This is a genomic window from Agrilactobacillus yilanensis, assembly GCF_003946725.1.
Classification (GTDB): domain Bacteria; phylum Bacillota; class Bacilli; order Lactobacillales; family Lactobacillaceae; genus Agrilactobacillus; species Agrilactobacillus yilanensis.
On the sequence record NZ_RHOY01000002.1, the window covers coordinates 235,691 to 249,393 of the forward strand.

The 13,703-nt window shown below is 40.3% G+C and carries 13 protein-coding genes; 6 read left to right on the plus strand and 7 right to left on the minus strand.

Features of this window, described 5'->3' with window-relative positions; translation table 11 throughout:
* The first annotated feature begins 58 nt into the window (after positions 1–58).
* From gnd to EKM93_RS02520, 3 genes are all read left to right on the plus strand, one after another.
* The gene (gene gnd / locus EKM93_RS02510) at positions 59–964 is read left to right on the plus strand and encodes a phosphogluconate dehydrogenase (NAD(+)-dependent, decarboxylating) (protein WP_125712881.1); all 906 of its coding nucleotides are present in this window, start codon (positions 59–61) and stop codon (positions 962–964) included.
* Positions 965–967: 3 nt separating this feature from the next.
* Positions 968–2,515 (plus strand): gluconokinase, encoded by a 1,548-nt coding sequence (gene gntK, locus EKM93_RS02515; RefSeq protein WP_125712726.1) that lies wholly within the window; start codon positions 968–970, stop codon positions 2,513–2,515.
* Positions 2,516–2,602: 87 nt separating this feature from the next.
* Entirely contained in the window at positions 2,603–3,955 is a 1,353-nt protein-coding gene (locus tag EKM93_RS02520; protein ID WP_125712728.1) for a gluconate:H+ symporter, read from the plus strand.
* Positions 3,956–4,013: 58 nt separating this feature from the next.
* On the opposite strand, the gene EKM93_RS02525 is transcribed toward EKM93_RS02520, so the two are convergent.
* Both EKM93_RS02525 and EKM93_RS02530 read right to left on the minus strand, forming a co-directional pair.
* Positions 4,014–5,378 carry a uracil-xanthine permease family protein gene (locus EKM93_RS02525; RefSeq protein ID WP_125712730.1) on the minus strand — a complete coding sequence of 455 codons (1,365 nt, stop codon included), beginning with the start codon at positions 5,376–5,378 and terminating at the stop codon, positions 4,014–4,016.
* A 28-nt stretch (positions 5,379–5,406) separates the two neighbouring features.
* Complete coding sequence (locus EKM93_RS02530; RefSeq protein WP_125712732.1) at positions 5,407–5,892, minus strand: nucleoside deaminase; 486 nt, start codon at positions 5,890–5,892, stop codon at positions 5,407–5,409.
* A gap of 280 nt (positions 5,893–6,172) precedes the next feature.
* Here EKM93_RS02530 and EKM93_RS02535 point away from each other — a divergent pair, with 280 nt between their 5' ends.
* Complete coding sequence (locus EKM93_RS02535) at positions 6,173–6,928, plus strand: GntR family transcriptional regulator (RefSeq protein WP_125712734.1); 756 nt, start codon at positions 6,173–6,175, stop codon at positions 6,926–6,928.
* A 108-nt stretch (positions 6,929–7,036) separates the two neighbouring features.
* Positions 7,037–7,225: a zinc-binding dehydrogenase gene (locus EKM93_RS02540; RefSeq protein ID WP_125712736.1), complete on the plus strand. Its 189-nt coding sequence runs from the start codon at positions 7,037–7,039 to the stop codon at positions 7,223–7,225.
* A 284-nt stretch (positions 7,226–7,509) separates the two neighbouring features.
* Here EKM93_RS02540 and EKM93_RS02545 read toward each other — a convergent pair whose 3' ends face one another.
* The 5 genes from EKM93_RS02545 to hcp form a co-directional block, all read right to left on the minus strand.
* Positions 7,510–8,922: an NAD(P)(+) transhydrogenase (Re/Si-specific) subunit beta gene (locus tag EKM93_RS02545; RefSeq protein WP_125712737.1), complete on the minus strand. Its 1,413-nt coding sequence runs from the start codon at positions 8,920–8,922 to the stop codon at positions 7,510–7,512.
* Positions 8,922–9,242, minus strand: coding sequence for an NAD(P) transhydrogenase subunit alpha (locus EKM93_RS02550; protein ID WP_125712739.1), 321 nt, complete (start codon positions 9,240–9,242; stop codon positions 8,922–8,924). Before EKM93_RS02550 ends, EKM93_RS02545 begins: the two co-directional genes overlap by 1 nt.
* 3 nt (positions 9,243–9,245) lie before the next feature.
* Positions 9,246–10,430 carry an NAD(P) transhydrogenase subunit alpha gene (locus EKM93_RS02555; RefSeq protein WP_125712741.1) on the minus strand — a complete coding sequence of 395 codons (1,185 nt, stop codon included), beginning with the start codon at positions 10,428–10,430 and terminating at the stop codon, positions 9,246–9,248.
* Between the two features lie 253 nt (positions 10,431–10,683).
* Positions 10,684–11,118 carry an Hsp20/alpha crystallin family protein gene (locus EKM93_RS02560; RefSeq protein ID WP_125712743.1) on the minus strand — a complete coding sequence of 145 codons (435 nt, stop codon included), beginning with the start codon at positions 11,116–11,118 and terminating at the stop codon, positions 10,684–10,686.
* Between the two features lie 256 nt (positions 11,119–11,374).
* On the minus strand, positions 11,375–12,940 hold the full coding sequence (hcp, locus tag EKM93_RS02565) for a hydroxylamine reductase (protein ID WP_125712745.1): 1,566 nt from the start codon (positions 12,938–12,940) through the stop codon (positions 11,375–11,377).
* Between the two features lie 98 nt (positions 12,941–13,038).
* Between hcp and EKM93_RS02570 the strand changes: the two genes are divergently transcribed.
* Positions 13,039–13,692, plus strand: coding sequence for a Crp/Fnr family transcriptional regulator (locus EKM93_RS02570; RefSeq protein ID WP_125712747.1), 654 nt, complete (start codon positions 13,039–13,041; stop codon positions 13,690–13,692).
* Positions 13,693–13,703: the final 11 nt, after the last annotated feature.

Consider the following 13,703-nt stretch of genomic DNA (forward strand, 5'->3'; position numbering starts at 1 on the left):
ATGAAAAACTTTTCCGTATACTGTGGTTAAATTGAAAACGCTTCAGGAGATGTTGATGATGAAAATAGCAATGATTGGGTTAGGCAAGATGGGTATTAACCTTACAGAAAATTTAATTCGTAACGACCATGAAGTGTGGGCTTACGACTTAGATGAATCGGCAAAAGCACAAGCCACGGTTTTAGGCGCAACGGTACTTACGGCATTAGAAGATGTTTTGGCATTACCGAAACCACGATTGATTTGGTTGATGTTGCCAGCAGGGCCAGCGACTAAAAATACAATTCAACAGTTAAGTCAATTATTAGCACCAGCAGATATTGTTATCGATGGGGGTAATTCAGATTATAAAGATTCTATTGAAGATAATCAGACATTACAGGCCCAAGGCATTCACTTTTTTGATGTTGGGACGTCTGGCGGGATGAGTGGTGCGAATCGTGATGGGAATTTTATGATCGGTGGCGATTCTGAAGCAACATTTGCGACAATCGAACCGATTTTTCAAGATATTGCCACTAAAGATGGCTATCTTTATACCGGTGCAGCCGGCAGCGGTCACTATTTAAAAATGGTTCACAATGGTATTGAATATGGCATGATGCAGTCTATTGCGGAAGGCTTTGATGTTTTGGCCCATAGTGAATTTGATTATGATAATGAGGCGGTCGCTAAAGTTTGGGCAAATGGTTCCGTTATTCGGGGCTGGCTCATGGAATTAGCCGAATCCGCTTTTTCAAAAGATCCAAAATTAGACGCATTAAAAGGGGTCATGCACTCTTCTGGTGAAGGGAAATGGACAATTGGAGAAGGCTTACGTTTAGAAGTGCCAACACCAGTCATTGCCTTGGCTTTAATGATGCGGTATCGATCTTTAGAAACGGATACATTTACAGGTAAAGTTGTGGCTGCTTTAAGAAATGAATTTGGTGGTCACGCCGTTGATAAACAACAGGAGGCATAAATAATGGCAGCATATATGATCGGGACAGATATTGGGACTACCAGCACAAAGTGTGTACTTTATGATTTGAAAGGCCACGTCATTGCCCATGCGGATAAGGGTTATCCGCTTTACCAAGATGTGCCAGATATGGCAGAAGAAGATCCTGAAGATATTTTTAATGCCGTCATTGATGTTTTGGGTCAGGTGATTCGAAAAGTTAAAGTAAAACCTGAAGAAATTAAAGGGGTTTCCTTTTCATCGGCGATGCACAGTTTGATTTTGATGGATGAAAACGACGAACCGCTGACTCGGGCCATCACTTGGGCGGATAATCGGGCGGCTAAATATAGTGAAGAATTGAAAGCTAATGGTTTAGGGGCTGAAATTTATGCTAAGACCGGCACGCCTATTCATCCAATGGCACCGCTTTCTAAAATGTTATGGTTAAAAAATGAACAGCCGGATTTATTTAAGAAAGCTAAGAAATTCATTGATTTAAAAACATATGTCTTCTTCAAACTATTTGGTGTCTATCAAATGGAATACTCCATCGCTTCGGCCACTGGGATGTTTAATATTTTTGAATTAAAGTGGGAACCTCAAGTTTTGGATTTGCTGGACATTACGACGGATCGCCTGCCAGAATTGGTGGCACCGACAGATACGATTGACCATATTAATGACAGTTATGGCAAATTACTGGGTATTGCACAGACGACACCATTTGTTTTTGGCGCCAGTGATGGGGTCTTATCCAATCTAGGGGTTAACGCCATTGATCCTGGGGTTGTTGCAGTAACGATTGGTACGAGCGGTGCAGTGCGGGTTGTTGTGGACAAACCAATGGTAGATCCTAATGGCCGCTTGTTCTGTTATGCCTTGACGAAAGATAAGTGGGTCGTTGGTGGACCTGTCAATAACGGGGGTATTGTCTTCCGTTGGGTCCGGGATCAATTATTTGCGCCAGAAAAAATCACGGCAGAGCAAATGCAAGTTTCTTCCTATGATATTTTAACGCAAATTGCTGAGAAAATTCCTGCTGGTTCAGATGGCTTATTGTTCCAACCCTACTTAGGTGGCGAGCGGGCACCTATCTGGAATGCTTATGCGCGGGGGAGCTTCTTTGGTTTAACGCGGCAGCACACTAGAGCTCATATGGTTCGATCTGCATTAGAAGGGATCGTTTATAATCTTTATGTGGTGATGCTGATGATTGAAGGCATTGCCGGTAAGCCAAAACGGATTCAAGCCACCGGGGGTTTTGCACGTTCAGCACTTTGGCGGCAAATGTTGGCGGATATTTTTGAACAGGATGTCACGATTCCAGAAAGTTTTGAAAGTTCTTGTTTAGGGGCAGCAACTTTAGGATTATATGCTTTGGGCTATATTGACGAACTTTCAGAAGTCAAAAATATGATTGGGGTCACCGAAGTTCACCATCCCAACGCTGAAAATTTTGAGGTTTATCGAGAATTGCTACCAATCTGGCTGCGGTTATCTAGAACTTTGGAACCGGAATATAAGGCAATTGCAGAATTCCAAAAGAAACATACGAACCCAAATAAATAAATTAAAAGGCTGATTGTGGGCAAAAAATGACAACCAGCCTTTCATTAGCTAAATCATAAAAGCGTTTGCTTAAGGGAGGAAACAAAAATGGCACTTATTGTTTTAGTTCTTGGTATTATTTTATTACTATTTCTAATTATCAAATTAAAACTAAATACCTTTTTATCTTTAGTAATTACGTCAATTGCAGTGGGGATCGGTTTAGGGATTCCGTTAACTAAAATTGCCACCAGTGTTCAAAACGGGATTGGCAGTCAGTTAGGTGTCTTGTCGATCGTCTTTGGCTTCGGGGCAATGTTAGGTCGGTTAGTGGCCGATGCCGGTGGGGCGTATCGAATTGCCCATACATTAATTGATAAATTCGGTAAAAAACGGCTGCAGATTGCGATTGTACTGGCTTCTTTTATCATCGGGCTGGCTTTGTTCTTTGAAGTTGGGATTGTATTATTAGTACCGATTGTTTTTGCGATTGCTATGGAAGCCGGCGTTTCAATTTTGTATCTAGGGATTCCAATGGCAGCAGCGTTATCTGTTACCCACGGCTTTTTACCACCCCATCCAGCACCTACAGCGATTAGTGCGGTTTTAGGGGCGAATGTGGGTCACGTCTTACTTTATGGGGTGATTGTGGCTATTCCAGCTGTACTAGTGGCCGGCCCTTTATTTGTAAAAGTTGCCCAGAAATTAGTACCCGATGCCTTTAATCGGAAGGGGAATTTATCTGCTTTAGGGCCACAAAAGAAATTTAAATTAGAAGAAACACCAAGTTTTGGGATTAGTGTTCTGACTTCTTTATTCCCAGTTATTTTGATGGCAATTACGACGATCTATGATTTGACAGTGAATGGTGGGCAAACACCAAAAAATCCAAGTATGCTGGATTCAATTGTCGCCTTCATTGGGACACCAAGTATTACAATGACGATTTCATTATTGGTCGCAATGTATACTATGGGCTGGGCAAGACGGTTTAAGACCAGCCAAATTATGAAAACGTTGGAAGAAGCCGTTAAATCCATCGCCATGCTGCTCTTAGTTATCGGGGGCGGCGGTGCCTTCAAGCAAGTTCTGATTGATGGGGGCGTCGGGGATGCCGTTATGAATTTATTCAAAGGTGTCAATATTTCGCCATTACTATTAGGTTGGGTTATTGCCGTGGTTTTACGGATTGCCTTAGGCTCAGCAACCGTTGCTTCCTTGACAGCTGCTGGTTTGGTCTTACCGTTAATGCAAGCCGCTGGCGTTAATCCTGCGTTGATGGTATTAGCCATTGGGGCGGGTTCACTAGCCGCTTCACACGTAAATGATGCCGGTTTCTGGATGTTTAGAGAGTACTTTGACTTATCCATCAAAGAAACTTTAGCAACGTGGACCGTGTTGGAAACCTTAATCTCTGTGGTGGGCTTAATCTGTGTCTTGATCTTGAGTGTCTTCATTTAAATTTACTAAAACCAACAAAAAAACCGATCGAATTTTTGATCGGTTTTTTATTATAAATTCAAGAATTTTCAACAACTTTAGAATCTGAAGTTAACGCCTTTTTAGGAAAATAAGTTCTAAAGTTCACAACAATATTCAAAATAACGGCCGCAAAAGAAACTACAAACAGCCCGTTACTCAACAGCATTGAAGCGACGGTGGGCAAGTGATTAAAAGCATCACCGGTAAAATTGGCGCCAATGCCTAAAGCCATACTAGTGCCTAGAACAATCGAATTATTGTTATTGCTGTAATCTACTGAGGATAAAATGGAAATCCCCGCAGCGGTAATAGTACCAAATAGCGCTAATGTGGCACCACCGATAACGGGTTTAGGAATGGCCGTAATCAGTGCGCAAAATTTAGGTGAAAAACTGATAATTAATAAAATAATGCTGGCACAGGTCACTGTAGAACGAGAACCGATTCGAGAAAGCTTGATGATCCCAATATTTTCGTTAAATGTGGAAGAAGGGGATGCATTAAAGCAGCCCGCAATCATTTGGCCTAATGCTTGGCCGCGAATCCCATTAATTTGCTGCTTGGGTCCGGTAGTACGGCCGGTAACTTCATCTAAAAAGGCGAAAGCGCCAAAACATTGAATGGTATTAATCATGCAAAAAAGGGTCATGATTAAAATAGAACCGATACCAAACTTGGGTAGACCGAATTTAAACGGGGTAATCGGCATAAAGAAGGCTTCATGGGTTACGGGTCCTAAATCTAAAAGGCCCATCGGAATGGCGGCTAAGATACCCACCACCAAACCGATCAAAATTGCTAAGTTACGAACCATTCCCCGAGCAAAAATACTCAACAGAATAATAATCAGTAAGACGCCTAAACCTAATAATAAGTTCTTTGGATCACCAAAGTTTTTAGCTGCCGGGTTGCCACCAGCCAAATCTTTAAACGCAGTAGGCGCTAAAGTAACCCCGATAATGGTGACGAAAGCACCGACAACAACAGGTGGAAAGAATTTAACGACTTTTTCCATAAAAAATGAGAGTAGAAATAAAATCAAACCGGAACCGATAATTGCACCAAAAATAGACGGGATGTCATATTTTAAACCGATTGCAATCATCGGTGATAATGGTGCAAAGGCGGATCCTAAAACTAAAGGTAACCGGGAACCAATATTTTTACCAATACCTTGAACTTGGATAAACGTCGTAATGGCAGTGGCAAATAAAGTTGAGGTGATCATCACTGTGGTTAAACGAGCATCTAAGTTTAAAGCGCTTGCTAAAATTAGGGGCACAGCGATGGTTCCAGGAAAGAGGGTTAAAACATGTTGCAACCCCATAATTAGTATTTCGCTAAAGGGTAATTTTTCGTTAATATCGATAGGTTCTAACTTAACGGCACGTTTATCAGCCATGACTTACCTCCTGTTATGTACAGTTAATTTAATCCCAGTAACCTTGATGAACTTCAGCGGCTTTGACTTCTAAATCTTTAAAGGGGCCGACAACTGTAATGTTTTTTTGACCATGTTTATAAATTTCGCGGCTTGGTAAGTCAAAAGTTGGATTCACTTCATTACTGCCAGTGAGTTCTAATAATCGAGTTTCTTCCATGGCATAAACAACGCGGCCGATATTAGCCCAATAAATGGCCCCAGAACACATAACACAAGGTTCAGCAGTGGTATATAAGCTGCAAGTCCATAAGAAATCTTTTGTATATTCATGGGAAGCACGATCTGCTAAGGAACATTCCGCATGGCCGGTACATTTCTTTTCGGTTAATTCGATATTGCCTTGTTCCATCAAAATATTACCGTCTTTATCAGCTAATAACGCACCAAAAGGGGTATTACCGCCAGCACGGGCCGCTTCAGAAATTTCGATACACCGTTGTAATAATTTTTCATCTGTATTGTGGTCAATCATCTTTAAAATCTCCTTTAAAAATAAATTTTAGAAATATAGGTAATACGTATTACTTATATTATAAATAAACATTAACATCTAAATATAATAAAAACAACAAAAAATTAAATTTATATTTGAAATTGCCACTATAATTTTTTTGATCTACAAGAAATACTAATTTAATCGGATTTTTTATCTGCTTATTTGCTATCGACGATTAAAATCAATATTTTAATCAGCAAAATTGATGAGAATGAATTATGATAGAACTAGATAAAAATTGATCGAGGTGACGACTTTGCAAAATGCAAGACCCAAATTAAGGGACATTATTAAGGAAAAGATGCTAGATTATATTAAGGATTTGAGCCAGCAAGATACTAAAAAAATGCCTTCCGAAGAGAATTTAGCGACACTATTTAATGTCAGTCGCATTACCATTCGTGCTGTCCTCAGTGAATTGGAAAGTGAAGGTATTGTCGCGCGTAAGCAAGGCTATGGTACGTATATCAGCAATACAGTTAAGCATTTGGATGTTCAGTTTAATCCAGTAACTTCTTATGACAAGATGATTGCAGATTGGGGCTATCAAGAATCATCCCAAATATTAGACACCGTCACTTTAACCAAAGCGCCTAAAGCGGTGGGGGAAAAATTAAAATTAGCAAAGGATCAAAAAGTGATTCGAACAAATAAAATATTTTATGCTGATCAAACCCCTTGTGTGTATTGTGTCGATTATTTTGCGTTAGATTTATTGGCGGAGCCAGCGCTTTTACAGCGTATTCCAGAATTTCCAAAATCGATTTTTGAGTTTTTAGGTGCGGTTAGCCCCCATCGCATTGTCCGCGATTATACGCAGATTGGAACAAAGTTAGCCAGTGAACATCCAGAGCTAACAAAATATTTTCTAAAAAATAAAAGTCAGGATATGGCTTTTCTGGAACTGGCGTGTATTAACTATGATCAAAATGATGATCCGGTTATTTATGCTGAGGAATATGTGGATACAAAGTTTATTAAATTTTTCAGTGTCCGTAAGAAGAATTCTTAGCGTCATTAAAAAACGAGCTGCTATTGAGATTTTAAGCACTCGTTTTTTTGTTCGTATTTTGTTTGCTTAATTTACTTTTATATAGTACTATCTAGATAAAGTATTTTTATGACGAATTATGCCGGAGAAGCTACCGATTTACCAGCTAGCGTTTTTAATAATATTTTTAATAAAATTGAACATCATGAAATTTCAGTACCAATCGCTAAAGTTTATAATGGCTTAGAAAATGTTGGTGCGGCCCAACGTAGCTTAGAATCTGGACGTTATAGCGGTAAGATCGTAGTTGCGCTTTAAGAGGTGATTTTTTGGGACAAACATCGCTATTTAATCAAAAAATTAATACGATGACACCTTTAGCAAGTCGCATTCGACCAGCCAGCTTAGCTGTAAAAAAGATATTAGGCAAACGATGAGTGAACCGGTACTATTGCAGTTACGTAATGCACCACCAAGTTAATAAAAGCAGCACCAAAATTAAAATACAAAAGCCCCTTAAGATTGAACATGTCGGTCAACCTTAAGGGGCTTTTAGTTTATACTTATTAGCGCATCAGCGTTAAATTATTTGGGTGCTTAGATTACTCTAAGTACTGTTTTGTAGCTGCGACAATATCTTGTAAGCCAGATTTTGCATCGGCAAAGAACATGCTTGTATTATCTCCGCTAAATAATGGATTTGGAATGCCGGCATAACCAGTACTCATGGAGCGTTTGATGACAACAACGGATTTGGATTTATCCACATCCAAAATTGGCATCCCGGACACCGCATTACCTTTTTCCCGAGCTAAAGGATTGGTAACGTCATTGGCCCCAATGACTAAGGAAATGTCAGTGCTTTCAAACATGGAGTTCGCTTCTTCTAATTGTTTCATCTGATCATAAGGGACATTAACATCAGCTAACAAGACATTCATATGTCCTGGCATCCGGCCGGCAACGGGGTGAATGGCATAATTGACATTGATACCCGCATCAGTTAATAATTTCGCCAATTCGGCAACTTCATGCTGTGCTTGAGCAGCTGCTAAACCGTAACCAGGAACAACCATAACGTTATGGGCATAAGCCAACTGCAAACCGATATCGTCTGCGGAAGTTTCTTTAACATTGGTTGGAACATCAGCCATGGCGCCAGTATCACTGTCACCACCGCCAAAACCACCAGCCAAAATATTGGCAACCGAACGGTTCATAGCTTCAGCCATCTGCAAGGTCAAAATAGTCCCAGCGGCCCCAACCAGTGCCCCAGCAATAATCAAGACTTGATTATCAATGACAAAACCGGCAAAGGCAACGGCTAAACCAGTGAAGGCGTTTAACAAGGAAACGACAACGGGCATATCGGCCCCACCAATTGGTAAGGTCATCAGTAAACCAAAGACTAAGCTAGCGACTAAGGCTAGGACTAAATACCACCAAGTTGCAGGGAAACCAATAATCAGTACACCAGAAAAAATAATGGCAATAATGGCGATTAGATTCAAGAGACGATCACCAGGGAATTTAATCGGTTTACCGGAGACATGCCCCGCTAATTTACCCGTGGCAATTAAGGAACCAGAGAAAGTAACGCCCCCGATAATAATATCTAAGAAGACTGGAATAGAAAAGACAAGGCTTAAAGAACTGCCGGGGTCAGCGTACAAATAATCAAAAACCCCAATCGCAGCGGCGGCGCCACCACCGACGGCATTGAATAGGGAGACTAATTGAGGTACATCTGTCATTGGCACTTTGCGCGCTTTGACTACCCCATAAATAATCCCTAAGGCTAAACCGGCTAATAGGGCGATCCAGCCGCCGATCATGATCTTACCTTCAACAATAAGTTCAATGGTGATCATGATAACCGCCATAATCATCCCTAAACCAGATAATAGATTCCCTTTACGTGCAGTCTTTGGAGAACGCATTAAGTGCACCCCAATGACGTAGCAAACAGCTGAAATCAAATAAATCAAAGAGGCAAATGTTTGTAAAGTACTCACTATTGCTCACCTCCATCGTCTTTTTTATGAGTATCGTTTTTGGGCCGATCAAACATGCCCAGCATCCGATCTGTAACGGTATAACCACCAGCGACGTTGATGGCGGCAAAAAAAGCACAAACAAAGGCTAAAACATAAAAGCCAACGTTATTTGCTTCAGCAGCGACAACAAAGGCCCCTACAACAACCACCCCGTGGATGGCATTAGCCCCAGACATCATTGGTGTTTGCAATGTTGCTGGGATCTTACTCATGACTTCAAAACCGACTAATAAACTCAAAATAAAAATGGCAAGGTTGGTATATAATTGTTGCGTCATCAGTTAGGCCTCCTTATTTTCAGCGGCTTCTTCAGCTGCAGGCTTTGGTCGGGCAGGTAATTCAAGAGTTTGCCGTAAACGATTAGAAATAATCTCACCCTCAAAAGTAGCTGTGAGTTCCCCTAAAACATCATCATCAGGATCAATGGTGATACCATCTTCATGAACGATATCTGTAATAATAGCTTGAATATTTTTGGCATACATTTCAGATGCAGCCGTAGCCAGTTGACTTGGCATATCTTGAGCACCAATGATTTGGGCATTACCCTCTGTAATGATAGTTTGACTAGGTTCAGAACCAAAAACGTTGCCACCTAAAGCACTGGCAGCGAGATCTACAAAAATAGTACCTGGCTTAACCGCATTAACCGCCGTTTCAGTAACTAATAGTGGTGGTTTACGGCCAGGGACTTGGGCAGTTGTAATAATAATATCGCTTTGTCGAATAAATTCTGTTAATTCATCTTGTTGCTGCTGTTGTTCTTCTGCGGAGAGCTGGCGGGCATAACCACCTTCGCCAGCAGCGCTTACGGAACTTGTTAAGAAATTGGCCCCTAATGATTCTACTTCACCCCGTGAATCTGGTCGTACATCGTAACCTGAAACAATTGCCCCTAAACGTTTTGACGTCCCAATGGCTTGTAATCCAGCAACCCCAGTCCCTAGAACTAAAACTTTGGCGGGCTTAGCCGTACCTGCAGCCGTAATCATCATTGGTAAATAACGTTTGAAATTATCTGCACCCACAAGAGCTGCTTTGTAGCCAGCGACAGAAGCTTGTGAACTCAAAGCATCCATACTTTGGGCCCGTGAAACGGTCCGTGGCAAGAGTTCTAAGGAAAGTGCCGTGACCTTGTTTTCAGCTAGAAGTTGAATCTTATCCGGCTGAACAAGTGCACTGAGCAGTCCAATAATTAACTGACCCGAAGTTAATTTAGTTAAGACGGCCTCATCAGGTCGATTGACTACTGCGACAATTTTGGCATCCTTAATCGCGGTATCGCGATCAACGATTTTTGCGCCGGCATCAATGTAAGCTTGATCAGGGAAAAAAGCGGCGACACCACTGCCTTTTTCAATCAGCACTTCAAAGTCTTTTTTAGTTAGTCTGGCGACAACATCAGGACTTAGCGCGACACGATTTTCACCATCAGCTTCCTTGAGCGTTGCAATCGTTATTGCCATGTAAACTACCTCCTCAATAATGTAATTGTAAGTTTTTTTGTAAACCCTTACACTTCTGATTTTAAGCTTCTTAGAACAGTAATGCAAAAAAATTTTTAGGTCATAAAAATAAACAGTTAGTTCCATAAATTGCTTATCGTAATTTGACGGGAATAAATGGCAAAATAAGCTGAAAGTATCATAAAAGCAGAAGCCACGTTAAAAATTAATTTAACGTGGCTTCTGCTTCGGTATTCGTCAGCGCATAATCTAGTTACTGAATTTCAATATTATTTGTATTTTGTGTCTCGGTTGTCTTTGGTAAAGTAACTTTCAAAACACCGGCTTGATACTCGGCGTTGATTTTACTCTGATCTACGTTAGGCAGGCGGTAACTACGGCTCATAGTGCCATAATTACGTTCAGACATTAAGACATTGCCATTTTTATCTTCGTGGTCATTAAATTCTTGTTTATTGCAATTAATATTTAAAACACCATTACTGTAATTCAAATGGATATCTTTTTTATCAACACCGGGGAGATCAACTTTTGCAATATAAGCCTTGTCAGTTTCTTCAATATCTGTTTTTAGATTTTTTTGAACTGAGTCTGGCATGAGTGAACCAAAGAAACGATCTTCCAAATTGTCAAAGAAAGGATCAATTCCCCAACCATAATTATTACGACGTGTGACTTCATTAGCCATGATACAAAACTTCCTTTCAAAAATTTAGTTGGCTAAAGGGTAGTAAAATTAGGATTTTGTTTACTTAATTTGAGCTTTGCCCTTTCAACGACTATATAATAACGCCTTTTAGCACTCTAGTCAAGAGAGTGCTAAAAATTTCTGAAAAAACCAGTTTGACAGCTAGTAGCTATTTTCTTAAACGATATTCTTGCAAATAAAAACGCCGAACTCAAAGTGATTTTTGAGTTCAGCGTTCGTTATCGTTAAATGAAAATTACATTTGTGGTGCTAAGATTCTTGCTAAATCTTCTTTAGCCGTATTTGTTGGTGTTAATTCAAAATTATCAACTAAATATTTCAAAATGTTTGGTGAAACAAAGGCTGGTAAAGTTGGGCCTAAGTGAATATTCTTGATACCTAGAGATAATAAAGTCAATAAGACAGCAACGGCTTTTTGTTCGTACCAAGATAAAACTAAAGTTAATGGTAAGTCGTTGACGTCACAGTCAAAGGCTTCTGCCAAGGCCAAAGCAACGGCAATTGCAGAGTAAGTATCATTACATTGCCCCATATCCATCATCCGTGGTAGGCCATTAATTGTCCCAAGGTTCATATCGTTAAACCGATATTTACCACAAGCTAATGTCAAAATTAAAGTATTTTCAGGCGATTCTTTGACAAATTCGGTATAATAGTTACGACCGACTCTAGCACCATCACAGCCACCGACTAAGATAATGTGTTTTAAGTCGCCTTTATTAACGGCGTCAACAACTTTGTCAGCTTGAGATAAGACAAAGTTATGACCAAAACCAGTTGTAACGGTGTGGCCGCCGTTGATCCCAGTCATTTCTTGTGGTGTATCATAGCCGCCAAGTTCTTTGGCTTGGGCGATGATTTGACTGAAATCTCTGTCAGCGCCGATATGTACCATACCAGGATAAGCCACAACAGATGTTGTATAAACCCGATCACGGTAAGATTTACCGACAGGCATGATGCAGTTTGTTGTGAATAAAACAGGTGCTGGCATATTCTTAAATTCTTTTTGTTGGTTCTGCCATGCTGTCCCAAAGTTACCTTTTAATTGTGGGTATTTCTTCAATTCAGGGTAGCCATGAGCTGGTAGCATTTCACCGTGGGTGTAAACGTTAACCCCTGTGCCAGTTGTTTGGTCTAATAATAGTTTCAAGTCATGTAAATCATGGCCAGAAATAATAACGAATGGGCCAGGTTCAATTGTCAATGGCACTTCTGTTGGCACTGGGTTACCATAAGATTCGGTATTTGCTTGATCCAAAAGTTTCATTGTATCAAAGTTAACACTGCCGGTTTCCATAACCAATGGCAATAAGTCGTCCATTGTGGCATTGTCATCACCCAATGTCCGCAATGCTTTTAGGAAGAAAGCATTGATCTTGTCATCTGTATAGCCTAAAGCTGCAGCGTGATGGGCATAAGCTGCCATCCCTTTCATGCCTAATAATGTTAACGCTTTTAAGGAACGGATATCATCGTCTGCTTCCCAGATATTATCCATGTCGTAAACAGCAACATCTTTAGCAGCAGCTTGTACATCATTAATTGTGCTTTGAATGGCAGGATCGTCAAAACTAACATTGGTTACGGTTGTAAAGAGGCCATCTAATACTAGTTGGGCCAGTGTACCGTTTACATTGCCTTCAGGGACAATTTTAGCTAAACCAATTAAAGAACCAATTAATTCATCTTGTAAGTTGGCAGTATCGACTTTCTTACCACAGACACCACCAGTTGTGCAGGCTTCACCGTTTCGAGTTTGTTCACATTGGAAACAAAACATTTCATTTTTATCTGTCAAATTTATCATCCTTCCTAGTAAGGGTTTGTCTTCTGTTTATAAGAATAACGCGCTTTCATTATGATATCGGTTGGTTTTACAACGGAAAGGAAAATTTTATGGAAAAATTTTATCCAGTACTTTTAAAATCAAATCTTTTTAAACATATTTCATTGGCGGATATGCCAATGCTTTTAGATAAAGTAGAACCTAGTATCCGCTATTTTTCAGCGGGTAATCGAATTTGGCAGGCCGGCGATTCTGCTAAAGAATTCGGCCTAGTTTGTGCCGGAAAAGTACAAATTGTTAAAGAAAATCAGCGGGGTAATCGGATGATTCTAGCGCTGATTGAACCGGCGGGTATTTTCGGCGAAGCTTATGCTTACGCGGCAGCTGGAACGTTGCCGGTTTCAGTAGATGTTGTTGAAGATGCGACGGTTTTATTTTTTAGACCCGTCAAATTAATTGCGCAAGCCCATCTGCCCCAAGGCCCACAGCTGATTCAAAATATGATGCAGATTCTAGCAACCAAAAGTCTCATGCTGAATCAAAAAATTGAAGTTTTATCCCAACGTAAAATTACCGATAAAGTATTGACATTTTTACAGCTGGAACAAGCTAAGCAGCACCGAAATCATTTGGTCATTCCGTATAACCGCCAAGAAATGGCCGATTTTTTAGGTGTTGAGCGCTCTGCTTTATCAACTGCTTTAGGAGAAATGAAAAAAGAACGGCTGTTGGATTACCATAAAAATGAATTCACACTATTCTAAGTATTTGGGAC

Excerpts from the sequence above, each read along its gene's own strand:
- gnd (WP_125712881.1), top strand. The coding sequence starts at position 59 with ATGAAAATAGCAATGATTGGGTTAGGCAAGATGGGTATTAACCTTACA.
- gntK (WP_125712726.1), top strand. The coding sequence starts at position 968 with ATGGCAGCATATATGATCGGGACAGATATTGGGACTACCAGCACAAAG.
- EKM93_RS02520 (WP_125712728.1), top strand. The coding sequence starts at position 2,603 with ATGGCACTTATTGTTTTAGTTCTTGGTATTATTTTATTACTATTTCTA.
- EKM93_RS02525 (WP_125712730.1), bottom strand. The coding sequence starts at position 5,378 with ATGGCTGATAAACGTGCCGTTAAGTTAGAACCTATCGATATTAACGAA.
- EKM93_RS02530 (WP_125712732.1), bottom strand. The coding sequence starts at position 5,892 with ATGATTGACCACAATACAGATGAAAAATTATTACAACGGTGTATCGAA.
- EKM93_RS02540 (WP_125712736.1), top strand. The coding sequence starts at position 7,037 with ATGACGAATTATGCCGGAGAAGCTACCGATTTACCAGCTAGCGTTTTT.
- EKM93_RS02550 (WP_125712739.1), bottom strand. The coding sequence starts at position 9,242 with ATGACGCAACAATTATATACCAACCTTGCCATTTTTATTTTGAGTTTA.
- EKM93_RS02555 (WP_125712741.1), bottom strand. The coding sequence starts at position 10,430 with ATGGCAATAACGATTGCAACGCTCAAGGAAGCTGATGGTGAAAATCGT.
- EKM93_RS02560 (WP_125712743.1), bottom strand. The coding sequence starts at position 11,118 with ATGGCTAATGAAGTCACACGTCGTAATAATTATGGTTGGGGAATTGAT.
- EKM93_RS02570 (WP_125712747.1), top strand. The coding sequence starts at position 13,039 with ATGGAAAAATTTTATCCAGTACTTTTAAAATCAAATCTTTTTAAACAT.